The sequence below is a fragment of the Pseudomonas sp. JL23 genome (assembly GCF_056933585.1).
This window is the reverse complement of sequence record NZ_CM167795.1, coordinates 2,316,541-2,334,086: the sequence shown is the minus strand read 5'-3', so window position 1 is coordinate 2,334,086 and position 17,546 is coordinate 2,316,541. Positions and strand designations below refer to the sequence as shown.

The following is a 17,546-nucleotide window of genomic DNA, read 5'->3' as shown; positions in this document are numbered from 1 at the left end:
GCTCCAGCGCCGCAGGGCAAACGCGTCTGTGGCACTGAATACCGGAATATCAATTGCAGTCATTACGACAACGATAGCTATAGGCCAGTCGCAAACGCTGCTAATGTTTCGAGATGGAACATATCCATACCATGATTGGGAATGAGCCTGTCGGAGCCGACTTGCTGGCGATGGCGTTAGATCAGTCACCTTTGCGAGCGTTTCGCACTCGATCGCCAGCAAGTCGGCTCCTACATCCATAGGACCTGCTCCGAAAATAATAAGAGTCGCCATGCCCGCCAAACTCAAACTTCGCCTGTCCATCTTCCTGATCCTGGTGCTGCTGATCGCCGGTGCGTTCTTCGCCCAATGGTGGTTCAAGGGCCGCTTCGTCGAAACCACCGACAACGCCTACGTTCAGGGCGAGATCACTCGTATTTCCAGCCAGTTGGGCGCGCGCGTCGAGCAGGTATTGGTGCAGGACAACCAGCATGTGGAGAAAGGCCAGTTGCTGGTGCGGCTTGAGCCCGATGATTTTCGCCTGACCCTGGAACGGGCCCAGGCCGCTCTGGCGACTCGCGAGGCTGAGCGCCTGCAAGCCCAGAGCAAGCTGGAGCAGCAGGCCAGCCTGATTACTTCGGCCCAGGCCCAGGTGGCGGCCAGCCAGGCGACATTGGGTCGCACGCAACTGGACCTGTCCCGGGTCGAGGCCCTGCGCAAGCCGGGCTTCGTCTCCGAAGAGCGGGTCAGCACGCTCTCCGCGGACAGCCATATCGCCCGCTCGCAAGTGACCAAGGCCCAGGCCGATGCGCAAAGCCAGCGCCTGCAGGTCAATATCCTCAGCGCCGACGTCAAGCGCCTGGACACCCTGGTCGCCAGTGCCAAGGTGGACGTGGCCCAGGCCGAACTGAACCTTACACGCAGTGAAATCCGTGCGCCCATCAGCGGCCTTATCGGCCAGCGCGCAGCCCGTACCGGGCAATACATCGCAGCCGGTGCCTACCTGCTGTCCATCGTCCCCGATGAGGACATCTGGATTCAGGCCAACTTCAAGGAAACCCAGATCGACCATATGCAGATCGGACAAAGCGCCGAGCTGACCTTCGACGCCTACTCCGATACACCGATCCAGGGCCGTATCGACAGCCTGTTCGCCGCTTCCGGTGCGCAGTTCAGCCTGCTGCCACCGGACAACGCCACCGGCAACTTCACCAAGGTGGTGCAGCGCATTCCGGTCAAGCTGACCTTTGCCGCCGATAACCCCCTGCGCGGGCGCATTCGCCCCGGCATGTCGGTGACCGCGAAGATCAATATCAAGTCTGATCGCGACGCTGCCAGTGGCCGGTGACGAACTGATCCGGCCGGTCGACGAGCCGAGCCGACGCGACTGGATCGCCGTGATGAGCGCCATGCTCGGCGCCTTCATGGCGGTGCTGGATATCCAGATCACCAACTCGTCGCTCAAGGATATCCAGGGCGCGCTGTCGGCCACTCTGGAAGAAGGCTCGTGGATTTCCACTTCCTACCTGGTGGCGGAAATCATCATGATCCCCCTCACCGCCTGGCTGGTGCAGCTGCTGTCGGCGCGGCGCCTGGCGGTGTGGGTGTCCCTGGGATTCCTCGCCGCCTCCCTGCTCTGCTCCATGGCCTGGAGCCTGGAAAGCATGATTGTGTTCCGCGCCTTGCAGGGGTTTACCGGCGGTGCACTGATCCCGCTGGCCTTCACCATGACCCTGATCAAGCTGCCGGACCGCCACCGCGCCAAGGGCATGGCGCTGTTCGCCATGACCGCCACCTTCGCACCCTCCATCGGTCCCACTCTCGGCGGCTGGCTGACGGAAAACTTCGGCTGGGAATACATCTTCTATATCAACGTACCGCCCGGCCTGTTGATGATTGCCGGGTTGCTCTACGGCCTGGAGAAAAAGGCGCCGCACTGGGAGCTACTGAAAAGCACCGACTACGCGGGGATCGTCACCCTCGGCGTGGGCCTGGGCTGCCTGCAAGTGTTTCTCGAAGAAGGTCACCGCAAGGACTGGCTGGAATCCGACCTGATCGTCACCCTGGGCAGCACCGCCCTGCTCTGCCTGATCGCCTTCGTGATCATCCAGCTGTCCAAGGACAAGCCGCTGATCAACCTGCGCATCCTCGGCACGCGCAACTTCGGTCTGTCGAGCATCGCCAGTGTCGGCATGGGCGTGGGCCTGTATGGCTCGATCTATCTGCTGCCGCTGTACCTGGCGCAGATTCAGGGCTACAACGCCCAGCAGATCGGCGAAGTGATCATGTGGATGGGCGTGCCGCAGCTATTCCTGATCCCTCTGGTGCCGCAACTGATGAAATTCGTGCCGCCCAAACTGCTGTGCGCCCTGGGTTTTGCCCTGTTCGGCTTTGCCAGCTTCGCCTCGGGGGTGCTCAACCTGGATTTCGCCGGACCACAGTTCAACCATATCCAGCTGGTCCGGGCGCTGGGCCAGCCGTTGATCATGGTGACCATCTCGCTGATCGCCACCACCTATATCCAGGCCCAGGACGCCGGCTCCGCCTCGAGCCTGTTCAACATCCTGCGCAACCTCGGCGGCGCCATCGGCATCGCCCTGTTGGCGACGCTACTGGATGCCCGGACCAAGACCTATTTCGACTACTTGCGCGAATCCATCGTGCCGTCCAACCCTCAAGTGGCCGAACGCCTGTCTCAGCTCGGCGAGCGCTTGGGCAATGACACGGCGGCTTTGGGCAGATTGAGCCAGATCGTCCACGAACAGGCATCGATCATGGCCTATAACGATGCGTTTCATTTTGTTGGACTGACGCTGGGGATCAGCATGCTTGCGGTGTTGCTGACCAAGGCGTTGCCGTCAGGCGCCAAAGGCACCGCCGGGCATTGATGCAAATGCACATAGGGGAGCGGTTTGTGGGACCGGCTTTAGCCGGGAAGAGGCCGGTGAAGTAGATACATCGCTATCGTCTGTACCTGCGCCTTCCCGGCTAAAGCCGGTCCCACAAAATCCGCACATTGGATATCACCGCGCCAGATGGCAGGTAATCCGCTACACAGCCAACAACCGCTCGCGCAATTTGCTGATCTCGTCCCTCGTCTGCGCCGCCGCTTCGAACTCCAGGTCCCGGGCCAGTTGGTACATCTTCTCTTCCAGCTGGCGGATACGCTTGCTGATCTCGCTCGGTGAACGCAGTTCGTTTTCGTAGCGTGCCTGTTCCTCGGCGGCCTTGGCCATGCCTTTGCGCTTGCGGCTGTTGGAGCCGGGGACGGTGGCGCCTTCCATGATGTCGGCAACGTCCTTGAACACCCCCTTGGGGATGATGCCGTTAGCGGTGTTGAAGGCGATCTGCTTGTCACGACGGCGTTCGGTTTCGCCAATCGCCCGCTCCATGGAGCCGGTGATGCGGTCGGCGTACAGGATCGCCCGGCCATTGAGGTTACGCGCCGCGCGGCCAATGGTCTGGATCAGCGAGCGCTCGGAACGCAGAAAGCCTTCCTTGTCGGCATCGAGAATCGCCACCAGGGACACTTCGGGCATATCCAGGCCTTCGCGCAGCAGGTTGATCCCCACCAGCACATCAAAAGTGCCCAGACGCAGGTCGCGGATGATTTCCACCCGTTCCACGGTGTCGATATCCGAGTGCAGGTAGCGCACGCGCACGTCGTGGTCGGCCAGGTAATCGGTGAGGTCTTCGGACATGCGCTTGGTCAGGGTGGTAACCAGCACACGCTCTTCCAGGGCCACGCGCTTGCGGATCTCCGACAGCAGGTCATCGACCTGGGTCAGGGCCGGGCGGATCTCGATCTGCGGGTCGACCAGGCCGGTAGGCCGCACCACTTGTTCCACCGTGCGCCCGGCATGTTCGGCTTCGTAGTTGCCGGGGGTTGCCGAGACAAAAATGGTCTGCGGGCTGACCGACTCCCACTCATCGAAACGCATAGGCCGGTTATCCAGTGCCGACGGCAGGCGGAAGCCGTACTCCACCAGGGTTTCCTTGCGCGAGCGGTCGCCCTTATACATGGCGCCGACCTGGGGCACGCTGACGTGGGATTCGTCGATGACCAGCAAGGCATCTGGCGGCAGGTAATCGTAAAGCGTTGGCGGCGGCGCCCCGGCCGGGCGGCCAGACAGGTAGCGCGAGTAGTTTTCGATGCCGTTGCAGTAGCCCAGCTCGAGGATCATTTCCAGATCGAAGCGGGTGCGCTGCTCCAGGCGTTGAGCCTCGACCAGTTTGTTCTGCCCGCGCAGGTACTCCAGGCGCTCCTGCAACTCGACCTTGATCCCCTCCATGGCGTCGAGCAGGGTTTCCCGCGGCGTCACGTAGTGGCTCTTGGGGTAGAAGGTAAAGCGCGGCAGCTTGCGGATGACCTCCCCGGTCAGCGGGTCGAAGGCCGAGAGGCTTTCCACTTCGTCGTCGAACAGCTCAATGCGGATGGCTTCCAGATCCGATTCCGCCGGGTAGATATCAATGACATCGCCACGCACACGGAAGGTTGCCCGGGCAAAATCCATGTCGTTGCGGGTGTATTGCAGGTCCGCCAGACGGCGCAGCAGCGCCCGCTGGTCGAGCTTGTCGCCGCGATCGACGTGCAGGACCATCTTCAGATAGGTTTCGGGGCTGCCCAGACCGTAGATGCACGACACCGTGGTGACGATGATGGCGTCCTTGCGCTCCAGCAGCGCCTTGGTCGCCGACAGGCGCATCTGCTCGATATGGTCGTTGATCGAGGCATCCTTCTCAATGAAGGTGTCCGACGACGGCACATAGGCTTCGGGCTGGTAGTAGTCGTAATAAGAGACGAAGTATTCGACGGCGTTGTTGGGGAAGAACGCCTTGAACTCGCCGTACAACTGAGCAGCCAGGGTTTTGTTCGGCGCCAGTACCAGGGTCGGGCGCTGCACCTGGGCAATGACGTTGGCGATGCTGAAGGTCTTGCCCGAGCCGGTCACGCCGAGCAGGGTCTGGTGCGACAACCCGGCCTCGATCCCCTCGACCATCAGGCGAATGGCTTCCGGCTGATCACCGGCAGGCTGGAAACGGGTTACCAGTTGAAACTCGGACATAACGGACCTCTTTTTTCGTCGCCGTAAACGCCGTCGAAGGACGTAGGAAAACGAGATGACCACTCCGTCGCCTCGGCTCCTCATGGGGAGCAGGCTTACAAGATGGGAGTGTGGTGGACTACAAATGGTGCCGTCATGTTCACCTTTCAAGCGACGCATTGCACCCGTTGATCGAAAGCTGCGGCGCAATCTGCCCAGTGATCGACAAATAAACCGAAAAACCCGGAAAAAACGCCCTCTGCCCTGTCGCCCCCACCGCCGATGCTCTCTATACTAGGTCCCCGTTTGCGCACCGCTCTAGTGCATTCGGCCGGAGCGTTGCCCCCCTTCACTCCCCCACTCAGAGCCGCCGCAAAATGAGCCTGTTCTCCGCTGTCGAAATGGCACCTCGCGATCCTATCCTTGGCCTTAACGAAGCATTCAACGCTGACACCCGAACAACCAAGGTCAACCTTGGCGTTGGCGTTTACTGTGACGAAGCCGGGAAAATCCCGCTGCTGCGCGCCGTTGCCGAAGCCGAGAAGATTCGCGTCGCTCAACACGCACCCCGTGGCTACCTGCCGATCGACGGCATCGCTGCCTACGATCTGGCTGTACAAAAACTGCTGCTGGGTGCTGATTCGCCGCTGATCGCTGCCGGTCGTGTGCTGACCACCCAGGCGGTGGGCGGTACTGGCGCACTGAAGATCGGTGCCGACTTCCTCAAGCAACTGCGTCCTGATGCCGTCGTCGCCATCAGCGACCCAAGCTGGGAAAACCATCGCGCACTGTTCGAAACCGCCGGTTTCCCGGTGCAGAACTACCGCTACTACGATGCCGCCAGCCACGATGTGGACCGCGCCGGCATGCTCGCCGACCTGCAGAACCTGCCGGACGGCTCCATCGTCGTACTGCACGCCTGCTGCCATAACCCGACCGGCGTCGACCTGACCGCCTCAGACTGGAAAAAAGTCCTGGAAGTGGTCAAGGCCAAGGGCCATGTGCCGTTCCTCGACATGGCTTACCAGGGCTTTGGCGATGGCATCGACGAAGACGCCGCAGCCGTGCGCCTGTTCGCCGACTCCGGCCTGACCTTCTTCGCCTCCAGCTCGTTCTCCAAATCCTTCTCGCTGTACGGCGAACGTGTCGGCGCCCTGTCGATCATCACCGCCTCGAAGGAAGAGACCGGCCGCGTGCTGTCCCAGGTCAAGCGCGTGATCCGTACCAACTACTCCAACCCACCGACCCACGGTGCAACCATCGTCGCCGCCGTGCTCAACAACCCTGAGCTACGTGCCACCTGGGAAGCCGAGCTGGGCGAGATGCGCACCCGCATCAAAGCCATGCGTGAAGCCATGGTAGAGCGCCTGGCGAACAACCCGAAAGGCCAGGACTTCAGCTTTGTCGGCCGTCAGTGCGGCATGTTCTCCTACTCCGGCCTGACCACCGCCCAGGTCCACCGCCTGCGTGACGAGTTCGGCATCTACGCACTCGACACCGGCCGTATCTGCGTTGCCGCGCTGAACAACAGCAATATCGACGTCGTGACCAAGGCGATCATTCAGGTGATCTAATCGGTACTTGCTGGACGAGAGGGGAAGCCGATGGCAATCGGCTTCCCCTTTTTATTAGTGTGGGATTTATCAGGCGTAACTAGAGCATGCCGAAACTGGATCCAATATTACCTCCCTGCCTATACAAACCTTATACGAACCCCACCCGCTCAGGGTGCATACCCCGCTGTTGCAACTAACAATCATTATCCCATTGAAATACCTGAAAAAAACAAATCCGGCAATTGTCGACTCAGCTATAAACAGATACCAAGCCTACCTTGAAATTTCAGATTTATTTGACCATTTTCACCGGCAATGGCAGATTAATAAACCGTTGGCATACCAGTCACGACTATCACACAGTAACGCTTCGCCGTTGCTTTAGTTATAGGTGCGACTATCGGCATCTAATAAATGAACACAGGTAAGATTGATCATGGCGACGCTGGGTGCTCGTTTAAAATCTGAACGGTGCAGGCTCGGTCTATCCCAGCGTGCACTGGCGGAAATAGGAGGCGTCAAACCCAATGCCCAAGGACACTACGAACAGGGCCTGCGAGTGCCCCGTGCCGACTACCTGGCGAGGGTACATAGAGTGGGGATAGACATAGTTTATGTACTGGTGGGCATAAACGCTGCGGTCCGCACGGGAGAAAGCCTGCTGCACCGCTGGCACCCTTAGCCAGCCTCCTTCTGCCGCTCGTGCGCGACAAAAATTCACCCAATCGAATATCACCCGCAAAACAGTGCATCCATTCGAATTGATTCGTATTTGTGCAATCTGACGAGCGACCGCCTCCCTCGCTGAACTAAAAGCGGGCGCCTGGCTTCAAACAAAAACAACAACCAGCCGTACCGTTGTCGGGAGAAGAAATGAAGTATGTATTATTTCCCAAGGAGCTCATTGAAAGGATTCTAAAAGAAGACATCACGTCATTTAATCCATCGACGCTGGAGGAACTGCAAAGAACAATTATAAAATCGCCAAACATGGAACTGACCAACGACCTCAGATTTATTCTGGGCAGGCCAAGTTATGAGTGCATGAGCACCGCACAGGTGTTGCGCCACATGGGCTATGAAATTGCCGAAAGAGCCGAAGACGAACAGGCCGCCAGCCTATTCTGGATGCTCAATCATTACATCAATGACCCCAAAAACTGGAGAGCCAACTCTCTCGACGAATTCACCAAGGCGGCCCAATCAGACAAACCATATACTTGATAACGACGCATGGACTTTCAGGGCCGACGCTTTTCACACGCCTCGCCCAATGCTTCTTTCTTGACGCCAGGAAAACAGTACGCTTTATCTCCCCTATAGAAAAACATCAACTTCCTCATCATTGAAACACCCTTCGCCCACTCGTCTAATACTGTATATTTTGATCATTACCGATTGACGCCATGCGCTCTATCAATAACCCTTCGAAGAAATACTCACAGTCAGTTTCTTGATGGATTACCCCTACTATTGAGGTTCGAGACATGGAAGACTTGGCAACCAATTATTCAGCCATCGCCCTGGCGCAACACAACGAGTTATCTGAAAGAGCGTTCTTTGCTGCCTCCGGCAAGGGCGAACTCAAACTGGTCAAGGTAATCAAGGATATCGATACGCGCGGCTTCGCCTGCCTGGAAGATGTCATTACAGCGGCTGAGTTGAGTGAACTGGTGTCGTTTGCCGATATCAGTGCCCAGCGATACCAGGGTGAGTATTTTGCCCTGCATGGCAAGGAACTGCTGAACACAAGCCTGCTGGCAAAGCTCTGGGACAACCCGCACCTTGTGCAAGTGCTCTGCGGGCTGTATGAACATGCCGCAGGCCGTAAGCCAACCAGCGATACGATCTGGCCCGTACTCAGGTGTGTGCAAGGCAATCAGGGCGAGCGTGAGTCTGGCTGCTTTCACTACGACGCAAGCCTGGTGACCTTATTGATTCCGATCATTATTCCTGCTGAGGGCGAAGAACGCGGCGACTTGATGGTCTTTCCCAATATAAGAAAGACGCGCCGCCTGGTAGTGATCAACCTGCTTGAAAAAATGCTTTTGCAAAACGCCTTCAGCCGCAAACTGATTAACTTCGCGATCAAACACAGACTCCTTGCGCCCAAACAACTTCAGCTGAAGCCCGGCAATTTATATATTTTCTGGGGCTATCGTTCATTGCATGCCAATAAGCCGTGCAGTCCGGATATAAAAAGAGCCACCGCGATCTTTCACTTCGGCGACCCCCATGAAGGCAGTACGGTGACCAAACTCATCTTGAAGTTCAATCAACGGCGAGCGCGGCGCACCAGCAACAAGGCCATGAACATTCCAAAAACCAATTAAACCCGACAGGAGCCCGCATCGCGAGCCCCTTCGATCCTAGGCTTTTTTCCGATAGGCCATCGAGTCATCTATCCGTTTGAGGATGTAGTCCCCTGCCGCTACCGCCGGATATTGGCTGTCGGCGGCGTCTATCCCCAGATCACAGGGATCTACGACCGCACCATAGGTCGGGTCATAAAAGGTCGCAATGGAATAGCGCGCGTGCCCGGACTTGTTGATCACCCGGTGCAGGGTCGAACGAAAACGATCGTTGGACCAGCGCGCCAGCAGGTCGCCGACATTGACCACCAGGCTGCCAGGGATGGGCGTCGCGTCAATCCAGCGGTTACTGGCCAGTTCGCGCACCTGTAAACCGCCGCTGTCGTCCTGATAGAGCAGGGTGATGCAGCCGTAGTCGGTATGGGGCGCGACTCCGAACTGGTCGGCTTCGGCAGTCGGCGGGTGCGGCGGGTAATAGACCATCTGCGTGCGCTGCAGGCGCTTGGTGTATTTACTGACGAAGAAATCCTGCTCGATACCCAGGCCCACCGCTACCGCTTGCAGCAGGTCAGCACCGGCCTTGCCTATTTCGCTGTAGTAAAGCTCCAGTGCCTCACGCAGTTCGGGCATGAAGTCCGGCCACTGATTCGGCCCGCGCAGTGCCTCGCCTGCCAATACGGCCGGATCGTCTTCGGGCAGCTCCAGGCCCATGCTGAAGAACTCTTTGTGATCGGGCTTGGTCGCTTCATACATCAGCGCACCGCCCAAAGCATGCCAGCCACGATGACGCTTGTTCACCGCCACCTGACGCTTGGTTTCAACAGGGTGCGCGAAAAAGCGCCTGGCCGCCGCCATGGCCCGATCTATCACCGCCTGAGGCACGCCGTGATTGACGATATAGAAGAAGCCGGTCTCGCAGCAGGCAAGGCGGATGGCCTCGCCAACTCGCTGGATACTGGCCGGATCACCCTCCCGGACACCGGTCATATCAATCAAGGGCAGATTTGCGCTGGCAGTCATGCTGACTCCTGAAGGGCTGAAGCAAGTGGTCTATACAGGCACAAGCATTTCCTGTGCCGTGCTGTTTTTACGGCATGCTGCTTGCTGGGTGTGGAAGTATTATCGCCTAGTCCTGTTGGAGCGAGGCTTGCCCGCGAAAGATTCAACGCGTGCATCTGACATACCCCATCGTCTGCGCCGCCCGCTCGCTCCAACAGCTCACCTCAATCCATTCAAGGACACTCAATGCGCCGCTACCACCCAGGCCCCGACTTTCGCCACGCCCACAGCATCGCTGAACTGGCGGCGATGGCGCAGCGGCGGTTGCCGAATTTCGCCTGGGAATACCTGGCCGGTGGCGCCGAAGAAGAAATCACCCTCACGCGCAATCGCCAGGCCTTTGCCGATATCAGCCTGCTGCCGCGCACTTTGGTGCCCTGTACCGGCGTGGATACCCGCCGCACCCTGCTCGGTCAGGATCTGCCGCTGCCCATGGCCATCGGCCCCACCGGCTACAACGCCATGCTCCATCGCGACGCCGACGTTCATCTGGCCCGGGCTGCCACCGAGAGGGGCCTGCCGTTTACCTTGAGCACGGTGTCCACCAGCTCCCTGGAACAAGTGGTCGCTGCGGTGCCCGAGGTCAATCTGTGGTTCCAGTTGTATTGCCTGCGCGACCCCAAGGTTCAGGAAGACCTGTTGCAACGCGCCAGCGCCGTGGGCTGCACGACGCTGCTGCTGACCAGTGACGCGGTGTTGCTGGGCAATCGCGAGTGGGACAGGCGCAACTTCGTCCGCCCCCGACAGTTGAGCCTGCGCAACAAGCTCGATGTGCTGTGCCATCCGCGCTGGCTGCGGCAGGCGCTGTGGCCTCAGGGCATGCCGGGGGTGGCCAATGTCGAGCGTTACCTGCCAAAGGATCAACGCAATGCTGCGGGCGCCGCGCACTTTATTGGTGCGCAAATGGACACCGCGCTGGATTGGGACGCACTGGCCCGCTTGCGTGAGCGTTGGCCGCATAAACTGTTGCTCAAGGGCGTGCTGCACCCGGCGGACGCGGAAAAGGCCGTGGGCCTGGGCCTGGACGGCATCGTGATCAGCAACCATGGCGGCCGCCAACTCGACGGGGTTCCGGCCACTGTCGACTGCCTGCCCGCCATCGCTGCCGTGGCCAAAGGCAAGCTGAGCCTGCTTTTGGATGGCGGTATCCGTCGCGGTACGGATATCCTCAAGGCTTGCGCATTGGGCGCCGACGGCGTGTTGCTTGGCCGGGCGACCCTGTATGGCGTCGCCGTCGGTGGCGAGGCCGGAGCCGGGCATGCCCTGGACCTGTTGACCAACGAGTTGCGCCTGGCGCTGTCCTTGCTCGGCCAGCCGCAGCTGGATGCCTTGCGTGCCGACTTTTCTACTTCTTTGACCGTGAGCTGAATCGATGAGCGATTTGCAACAGACCCTCGACCAATTGCGCGCAGCCCTGGGTGACGCCCAGGTGCTGACCGGCGAGGCCATCGGCCAACGGCATTACAGCGACTGGACCGGCCACGCCCCGGCCTGCCCCGCCGCCCTGTTGCTGCCCCGCAGCACCGAGCAGGTCAGCATCGCCCTGGGTATCTGCCACGATGCCGGGCAATCGGTGGTGCCGCAAGGCGGGATGACTGGGCTGGCCGGGGGTGCCATTCCCACGACAGCGGATATCGCCTTGTCCGTGGAACGCCTGCGCGGCATCGAGGAAATCGACGCCGCCGCCGCGACCATCAGTGTCTGGGCCGGTACTACGTTGCAGGAGATTCAACAGGCCGCCAGTGACGCAGGCTTTCTCTTTCCTCTGGACCTGGGCGCCCGGGGTTCCTGTCAGATCGGCGGCAATATCGCCACCAATGCCGGTGGCAACGCGGTAATTCGCTACGGCATGACCCGCGAGCTGGTGCTGGGCCTGGAAGTGGTCCTGGCCGATGGCCGCGTGCTGAACCTGATGAACAAGATGATCAAGAACAACTGCGGCTATGACCTGAAACAGTGCTTCATCGGCAGCGAAGGCACTCTTGGGGTGATTACCCGCGCCGTTTTGAAGCTCGCCCCGCAACCCGGCGAGACCACTACCCTGCTCTGCGCCCTGCCCGACTACCCCAGCGCGGTAAGCCTGCTGCGCCGGGTGCAGCGCGACGTTGGCACGCCCCAGGCCTACGAGCTGATGTGGCAGGACTTCTTCCGCATGGGCGTGTCCTGGCTGGAAACCCCCGTGGCACCGATGCCCGACGATTACCCACTGTATGTGCTGCTTGAGTGCGCCGGCAGCCGCCAGGCCCTGGAACAGACCCTGGAAGCCGCCATGCAGGCCGGGGAAGTGGCCGACGCCATCCTCGCCGCCTCCCATACCCAGGCCCGGGCCCTGTGGAAAATCCGCGAAGCCACCGGCGAGTTCCCGGTGCGCCTGGCCCCGCTGAACTTCGATATCAGCCTGCCCATCGGCCAGATCGGTGATTTCGCGCAGATGTGTCGCCAGCGCCTGGATCAGCGCTGGCCGGGCAACCACAGTGTGTATTTCGGCCACATCGGTGACAGCAACCTGCACCTGACCGTGGACTGCAACAGCCTGCCGCAACCGGCACCGATCCTGGAAATCGAAGAACTGGTCTATACCGCCGTAGGTGAACTGGGCGGTGCGGTGTCGGCTGAACATGGCATCGGCCTGCTCAAACGCGAGTTCCTGCACCATTCGGTGAGCGCCGAGGCCCTGGCGGTGATGCGTCAACTCAAGGCCAGCTTCGACCCCAAGGGCATTCTCAATCCGGGGAAAATCCTCGGTTGATGGCAAAAGCCCAGCTTGTATATACCGGTATGGCACGCTAACTGCTTCATATCACCCGCCAGAAGAATCCTTGCGAGTCAGATCCAGCTTCAACAGGCATGACCCCACACAATTTGAGCCTCACTGAGACGAAGGAGTTACCGCATATGCAACTCGATTCCCTGTTCAGTACCAAAGCTGTCAAAAGCCTGAGTATCGCCGTGGCCATGGCCATCCTGCCGCTGGCGGCCCACGCCGATCAGTTGGCCGATGTGAAGAAAGCCGGTGAGCTGGTGGTGGGCACTGAAATGCAGTTCGCGCCGTTCGACTACCTTGAAGCAGGCAAGCAAAAGGGTCTGAACGCCGAGCTGTTCGAACAGCTGGGCAAGGAACTGGGGGTCAAGATCAAGTTCCTCGACCTGCCATGGCCGAGCGTGCTGCCGGGCCTGGAAGCGAAGAAATTCGACGTGGTCGCCGGCCCGATCATCGAAACCAAGGCGCGTCAGGAACGCTACCACTTCGTCCTGCCTGTAGCCGAAGCCACCGTCTCGCTGATGGTCGGCGCCAAGGACGACAGCATCAAGAAACCTGAAGACATCTCCGGCAAGACCGTCGGCGCAGGCAAAGGCTCGGCGCAACTGGAAGAGCTCAAAGCCTTCGCCAAGACCCTGCCCAAAGAAGTCACTATCAAGGAATACGTCGACAACAACCAGGCCTACGCCGACCTCGCGGCCAAGCGCATCGTCGCCGTGGCAAACTCGCTGCCGAACATCTCCTTCGTCGCCAGCCAGAAGAGCAACCTGTACCGCGTGGTCGAGCCGCCATTCGGCAAGAAATCCTACTTCGCCTACCTGGGCCGCAAGGACGCCGATGCCGACAGCCTGATCGCCGCCCTGGACGCCGCCATGCTGAAAATGCACGCCGACGGCCGCCTCGCCGCCCTGCAGAAGAAATACCTGGGCGCCGAAATGGACGTACCGAAAGCTGACTTCACCCCGACCTGGTAAGCAAGCCTTGACCCGCGATCGGCAGCGCCTGGCCCTGGGCCGCTGCCGGTCGATGCTGGAGTAACCCCATGTTCGATTGGCCCTTGCTGCTGCAAAACCTGCCGCTGTTGGTCGACGCCTTGCTGGTGACCCTCAAGGTCTCGGTGGCGGCCCTGGCCTGCGGTTTTGTCATCGGCATACTGGTGGGCAGCCTGCGGCTGTCGCCTTCGCCACTGCTCAGACGTCTGGGCGGGGCCTACATTTTCGTGTTCCGCGGCATTCCGCTGCTGGTGCAACTGCTGTTGATCTACTACTTCCTGCCGCGTATCGGCCTGCCCAACGTGTCCCCGGAAGTGGCGGCCATTACCGGCCTGTCCCTGGCGGCCGGGGCCTATATCGCCGAGATCATGCGCGGCGGCTTCCTCGCCATCCCCGGCGGGCAACTGGAAGCGGCCGGCCTGCTGGGCCTGAGCGCCGGGCAGATGCTGCTGCGCATCCGCGTGCCCCAGGCCGTGCGCCTGACCCTGCCCGCGCTGATCAATGAAATGATCCTGCTGATCAAGGCCTCGTCCCTGGTCTCGGTGGTAGGTCTGGCCGACCTGACCCGTACCGCGCAGAACCTGGCGGCCAGTGACTACATGTTCGTACAGGACTACCTCATGCTCGCGGGCTTCTACTGCCTGATCAATATCCCTCTGGCCTTCTTCGGTGGCGTGCTGGAACGACGCATGAAGGAGAAAAGCGCATGATCTTCGACCCGAAAATCATCACCGACCACCTTGGCGATATCGGCTCGGGCTTTCTCGTCACCCTCGGCACCTGGAGCAGCGGCGTGGCGTTGGGCCTGGCGCTGGGCATGTTGATCGCCGTCGCCCAGTTTTTCGGTAACAGCTTCATTCGCGCGCCGTTGCGGGTATTTATCGAGGTGATCCGCAGTACGCCGTTTCTGGTCCAGCTGTTTTTGCTCTACTACGGCGGCCCGTCCTTTGGACTGAGCCTGGAGCCGATTCCCGCCGGGATTCTCGGCCTGGGCGTGTATGGCAGCGTGTATTTCGCCGAAATCTTCCGCGGCGGCTTCGAGTCGATCCCCCGTGGCCAGCTGGAAGCCGCGCAATGCCTGGGCATCACGCCGATGCAGGCGATCCTGCGCATTCAGGTGCCGCAGATGCTGGTGCTGATCCTGCCCGCCCTGGTCAACATGGTGACCGTGCTGTGCAAGGAAACCGCCGTGCTGTCGATCATCACCATCCCGGAACTGACCATGGTCATGACCGGCATCGGCTCGGAAACCTTTGCCTTCGTCGAAACCCTGCTGGCCCTGTGCGTTGGCTATCTGCTGCTGGTCGAGGCGTGCTCGCGGCTGGGCATGTTCCTGGAAAAACGCGTCGGCCGCTTCATGAACCGGCAGGCGCACTGAGATGAGCAGTATCCAAACCATTTCCCGGCCGGTGCCTGTGAGCGCCGCCGTGCAACAAGGTGAAGCGATGAAAACTGGCGAGCAACTTCCCGCTGACCGTGCGCCCATGCTGACGCTGAACAAGGTCGGTAAAAGCTTCGGCACCGTGCGCGTGCTCAAGGGCATCGACCTTGAGGTGCATCCGGGCGAAGTCATGTGCCTGATCGGCCCGTCCGGCTCGGGCAAATCCACCCTGCTGCGCAGCATGGCCTTTCTCGAAGAGTACGACGAAGGCGAAATCCTGATCGAAGGCCAACTGCTGGGCTGGCTGGCGCAAGCCGGCAAAGGCCGCAAGCGCGCGCCGCAGTCGCGGATCAACCAGGTGCGGCGCAATATCGGCATGGTCTTTCAGCAGTTCAACCTGTGGCCGCACATGACCGCCCTGGGCAACGTCTGCGAGGCCCTGCGCCGGGTGCGCAAGCTGTCCGCCGCCGACGCCACGGCCAAGGGCATGGCGATGCTGGACAAGGTTGGCCTGGCGCACAAGGCGGCGTCCTACCCGGCGCAGATGTCCGGCGGCCAGCAACAGCGTGTGGCCATTGCCCGCGCCCTGGCCATGGAGCCGCACATCATGCTGTTCGATGAGCCGACCTCGGCGCTGGACCCGGAATTGGTCGGCGAAGTGCTGCAGGTCATGAAAACTCTGGCCAAAGAAGGCATGACCATGGTCGTGGTCACCCACGAAATGGGCTTTGCCGCCCAGGTTGCCGACTCGGTGGTGTTTCTCGATCAGGGCCAGATCGTCGCCCGTGGCACGCCCCAGGCGATCTTCCACAACAACGAGCACCCGCGCTTGCAGCAATTCCTGCAGAACTATCTGGACCGCAACGCGTTCTGGACCGACGCCCCCGAGGCAAGCCTGACATGAGCAGCCCGCCCGGCCTGAACAAACCCGCCCCGCAAGCCCTGTACCGGCGCGCCAAGGACTTTGTGCAGGACAAGCTGGGCCGTGGCGAATGGAAGCCGGGCGACCTGATCCCCTCGGAAAACCGCCTGGTGCAGGAGTTGGGCATGTCACGCATGACCGTCAACCGCGCCCTGCGCGAGCTGACTGACGAAGGCCAACTGGTGCGGGTGGCCGGGGTCGGCACCTTTGTCGCCGCGAGCAAGCCGCAGTCCAACCTGCTGCGCATCACCAATATTGCCGATGAAATCCTCGCCCGGGGTCATCGCTACAACTGTCAGGTGCTGCACCTGGGCCGCGAGTCGGCGTCCATGCCCATCGCCGCCGCCCTGGCCCTGCCCACCGGCGCTTCGGTGTTTCATCTGCTGTGCGTGCATTACGAAGAAGACGTGCCGGTGCAACTGGAAGACCGTTACGTCAATCCGGAACTGGTCCCGGACTTTCTCACCCAGTCGTTCGGCGACCGGCTGCAGGCCGCCAAGTACCTGCTGCAAGTCATCCGCCCGGATGAAATGGAACATATCGTCGAAGCCAGCCACCCCAATGGCGACGAAAGCCGGCAGATGCAGATCGACAGCAACGAGCCCTGCCTGGTCTTGCTGCGCCGCACCTGGAACAGCGGCAAAGTGGTGACCTACGTACGCCTGCTGCATCCCTCCTCGCGCTATCGGTTGGGCAGTCGTTTGCCGGTGACCGGGGCACATCGCGATAGCTGACTGCTCCCACAAAAGCCTATCAATTGAGCTGCCAGCCGTTACTTGAGGTCACGAAAAGGCCAATTTTCGCAGGACCTTTCTCTTTCTGCTGCGTGAAGTTTCCGAGACAATCCCGAGCGTATTGCGCTGACCCAATCACCTCTCTAGTCTGCGCCGGTCGCTGAAACTCAGTGACCGGGTTTAGCAGCCTGGATGGTTTTGACATGCAGCGTAATACCGCCTTTATGGCGGCTTTGCGTGGGGCATCTTCGGGTGCGCCGGGATATTGCATGTCTCCACCGGTCTGCTAACCCGCGACAAAGCCGCCACCCCCGATTCGATTAGCAGCGAGTTTCCGGTGGCCTAACCATTGGAGCATGTAATGACTATCGACAAAACAGCGCCAACCCTGGCCGAAATTGAAAAAGAGCTGCTGGAAATCTCCGACCTGATGCGCTACGCCTCAGCCACCGTCTATGAAAGCGGCGACAGCCTCAACGGCCCCCACCGCGACCTGGCCTTCAGCGGCGTGCACCTGATCGGCGAAGCGCGGGGCAAGGTGGATCGGTTATTGAGCCGGGTTGAGGGGGGTTAACCTGCAACACAGCCATCTGAGTTGAAATGCCCTCTGCGGGACCGGCTTTAGCCGGGAAGGCGAAGGCAGGATCACTGCATCATCATCTGCAATACAGTCTTCCCGGCTAAAGCCGGTCCCACATGAGTACGCCATCTGCAGAGTTAGCATTTCCATGGATAGCAGTATGTCTACCAAACCGACCGCGATTTACTCCATACAGGATCTAAAAGGCCTGACACATAAACCGGT

The 17,546-nt window shown here is 60.3% G+C and carries 16 protein-coding genes; 14 read left to right on the top strand and 2 right to left on the bottom strand.

Going from position 1 to position 17,546, the window contains the following annotated elements:
• Positions 1-271: 271 nt before the first annotated feature.
• On the top strand, positions 272-1,327 hold the full coding sequence (locus AC1Z24_RS10970; protein WP_483745658.1) for an HlyD family secretion protein: 1,056 nt from the start codon (positions 272-274) through the stop codon (positions 1,325-1,327).
• Positions 1,317-2,867 (top strand): MDR family MFS transporter, encoded by a 1,551-nt coding sequence (locus AC1Z24_RS10965; RefSeq protein WP_483745657.1) that lies wholly within the window; start codon positions 1,317-1,319, stop codon positions 2,865-2,867. The genes AC1Z24_RS10970 and AC1Z24_RS10965 overlap by 11 nt, the downstream gene beginning before the upstream one ends.
• Before the next feature lie 162 nt (positions 2,868-3,029).
• On the opposite strand, the gene uvrB is transcribed toward AC1Z24_RS10965, so the two are convergent.
• Positions 3,030-5,045, bottom strand: a complete 2,016-nt coding sequence (uvrB, locus tag AC1Z24_RS10960; protein WP_483745656.1) for an excinuclease ABC subunit UvrB — start codon at positions 5,043-5,045, stop codon at positions 3,030-3,032.
• Positions 5,046-5,401: 356 nt separating this feature from the next.
• Here uvrB and AC1Z24_RS10955 point away from each other — a divergent pair, with 356 nt between their 5' ends.
• The 4 genes from AC1Z24_RS10955 to AC1Z24_RS10940 all read left to right on the top strand — a co-directional run bounded on the left by AC1Z24_RS10955 (position 5,402) and on the right by AC1Z24_RS10940 (position 8,913).
• On the top strand, positions 5,402-6,598 hold the full coding sequence (locus tag AC1Z24_RS10955) for an amino acid aminotransferase (RefSeq protein ID WP_483745655.1): 1,197 nt from the start codon (positions 5,402-5,404) through the stop codon (positions 6,596-6,598).
• Between the two features lie 418 nt (positions 6,599-7,016).
• A complete protein-coding gene (locus AC1Z24_RS10950; RefSeq protein ID WP_483745654.1) occupies positions 7,017-7,262 on the top strand; it encodes a helix-turn-helix domain-containing protein in 246 nt (81 codons plus the stop codon).
• 191 nt (positions 7,263-7,453) lie between these two features.
• Positions 7,454-7,804 (top strand): hypothetical protein, encoded by a 351-nt coding sequence (locus AC1Z24_RS10945; RefSeq protein ID WP_483745653.1) that lies wholly within the window; start codon positions 7,454-7,456, stop codon positions 7,802-7,804.
• Between the two features lie 263 nt (positions 7,805-8,067).
• On the top strand, positions 8,068-8,913 hold the full coding sequence (locus AC1Z24_RS10940) for a hypothetical protein (RefSeq protein ID WP_483745652.1): 846 nt from the start codon (positions 8,068-8,070) through the stop codon (positions 8,911-8,913).
• A gap of 36 nt (positions 8,914-8,949) precedes the next feature.
• On the opposite strand, the gene AC1Z24_RS10935 is transcribed toward AC1Z24_RS10940, so the two are convergent.
• A complete protein-coding gene (locus tag AC1Z24_RS10935) occupies positions 8,950-9,912 on the bottom strand; it encodes an isopenicillin N synthase family dioxygenase (RefSeq protein WP_483745651.1) in 963 nt (320 codons plus the stop codon).
• A gap of 225 nt (positions 9,913-10,137) precedes the next feature.
• Between AC1Z24_RS10935 and AC1Z24_RS10930 the strand changes: the two genes are divergently transcribed.
• The 8 genes from AC1Z24_RS10930 (at position 10,138) to AC1Z24_RS10895 (ending at position 17,315) form a co-directional block, all read left to right on the top strand.
• The gene (locus AC1Z24_RS10930) at positions 10,138-11,319 is read left to right on the top strand and encodes an alpha-hydroxy acid oxidase (protein WP_483745650.1); all 1,182 of its coding nucleotides are present in this window, start codon (positions 10,138-10,140) and stop codon (positions 11,317-11,319) included.
• Positions 11,320-11,323: 4 nt separating this feature from the next.
• Positions 11,324-12,700, top strand: a complete 1,377-nt coding sequence (locus AC1Z24_RS10925) for an FAD-binding oxidoreductase (protein ID WP_483745649.1) — start codon at positions 11,324-11,326, stop codon at positions 12,698-12,700.
• A gap of 146 nt (positions 12,701-12,846) precedes the next feature.
• A complete protein-coding gene (locus AC1Z24_RS10920) occupies positions 12,847-13,686 on the top strand; it encodes a transporter substrate-binding domain-containing protein (RefSeq protein WP_259100442.1) in 840 nt (279 codons plus the stop codon).
• A gap of 68 nt (positions 13,687-13,754) precedes the next feature.
• Positions 13,755-14,414, top strand: a complete 660-nt coding sequence (locus AC1Z24_RS10915; protein WP_483745648.1) for an amino acid ABC transporter permease — start codon at positions 13,755-13,757, stop codon at positions 14,412-14,414.
• On the top strand, positions 14,411-15,082 hold the full coding sequence (locus tag AC1Z24_RS10910) for an amino acid ABC transporter permease (protein WP_483745647.1): 672 nt from the start codon (positions 14,411-14,413) through the stop codon (positions 15,080-15,082). The genes AC1Z24_RS10915 and AC1Z24_RS10910 overlap by 4 nt, the downstream gene beginning before the upstream one ends.
• 106 nt (positions 15,083-15,188) lie before the next feature.
• Positions 15,189-15,989: an amino acid ABC transporter ATP-binding protein gene (locus AC1Z24_RS10905; RefSeq protein WP_259100827.1), complete on the top strand. Its 801-nt coding sequence runs from the start codon at positions 15,189-15,191 to the stop codon at positions 15,987-15,989.
• Complete coding sequence (hutC, locus tag AC1Z24_RS10900) at positions 15,986-16,741, top strand: histidine utilization repressor (RefSeq protein ID WP_483745646.1); 756 nt, start codon at positions 15,986-15,988, stop codon at positions 16,739-16,741. The genes AC1Z24_RS10905 and hutC overlap by 4 nt, the downstream gene beginning before the upstream one ends.
• 361 nt (positions 16,742-17,102) lie before the next feature.
• Entirely contained in the window at positions 17,103-17,315 is a 213-nt protein-coding gene (locus tag AC1Z24_RS10895; RefSeq protein WP_483745645.1) for a DUF6124 family protein, read from the top strand.
• Positions 17,316-17,546: the final 231 nt, after the last annotated feature.

Bases quoted from the DNA above. Each gene is read 5' to 3' on its own strand.
- uvrB (WP_483745656.1), bottom strand. From the start codon at position 5,045: ATGTCCGAGTTTCAACTGGTAACCCGTTTCCAGCCTGCCGGTGATCAG.
- AC1Z24_RS10905 (WP_259100827.1), top strand. From the start codon at position 15,189: ATGCTGACGCTGAACAAGGTCGGTAAAAGCTTCGGCACCGTGCGCGTG.
- AC1Z24_RS10955 (WP_483745655.1), top strand. From the start codon at position 5,402: ATGAGCCTGTTCTCCGCTGTCGAAATGGCACCTCGCGATCCTATCCTT.
- hutC (WP_483745646.1), top strand. From the start codon at position 15,986: ATGAGCAGCCCGCCCGGCCTGAACAAACCCGCCCCGCAAGCCCTGTAC.
- AC1Z24_RS10945 (WP_483745653.1), top strand. From the start codon at position 7,454: ATGAAGTATGTATTATTTCCCAAGGAGCTCATTGAAAGGATTCTAAAA.
- AC1Z24_RS10910 (WP_483745647.1), top strand. From the start codon at position 14,411: ATGATCTTCGACCCGAAAATCATCACCGACCACCTTGGCGATATCGGC.
- AC1Z24_RS10940 (WP_483745652.1), top strand. From the start codon at position 8,068: ATGGAAGACTTGGCAACCAATTATTCAGCCATCGCCCTGGCGCAACAC.
- AC1Z24_RS10930 (WP_483745650.1), top strand. From the start codon at position 10,138: ATGCGCCGCTACCACCCAGGCCCCGACTTTCGCCACGCCCACAGCATC.
- AC1Z24_RS10950 (WP_483745654.1), top strand. From the start codon at position 7,017: ATGGCGACGCTGGGTGCTCGTTTAAAATCTGAACGGTGCAGGCTCGGT.
- AC1Z24_RS10970 (WP_483745658.1), top strand. From the start codon at position 272: ATGCCCGCCAAACTCAAACTTCGCCTGTCCATCTTCCTGATCCTGGTG.
- AC1Z24_RS10895 (WP_483745645.1), top strand. From the start codon at position 17,103: ATGACTATCGACAAAACAGCGCCAACCCTGGCCGAAATTGAAAAAGAG.
- AC1Z24_RS10920 (WP_259100442.1), top strand. From the start codon at position 12,847: ATGCAACTCGATTCCCTGTTCAGTACCAAAGCTGTCAAAAGCCTGAGT.
- AC1Z24_RS10915 (WP_483745648.1), top strand. From the start codon at position 13,755: ATGTTCGATTGGCCCTTGCTGCTGCAAAACCTGCCGCTGTTGGTCGAC.
- AC1Z24_RS10925 (WP_483745649.1), top strand. From the start codon at position 11,324: ATGAGCGATTTGCAACAGACCCTCGACCAATTGCGCGCAGCCCTGGGT.
- AC1Z24_RS10935 (WP_483745651.1), bottom strand. From the start codon at position 9,912: ATGACTGCCAGCGCAAATCTGCCCTTGATTGATATGACCGGTGTCCGG.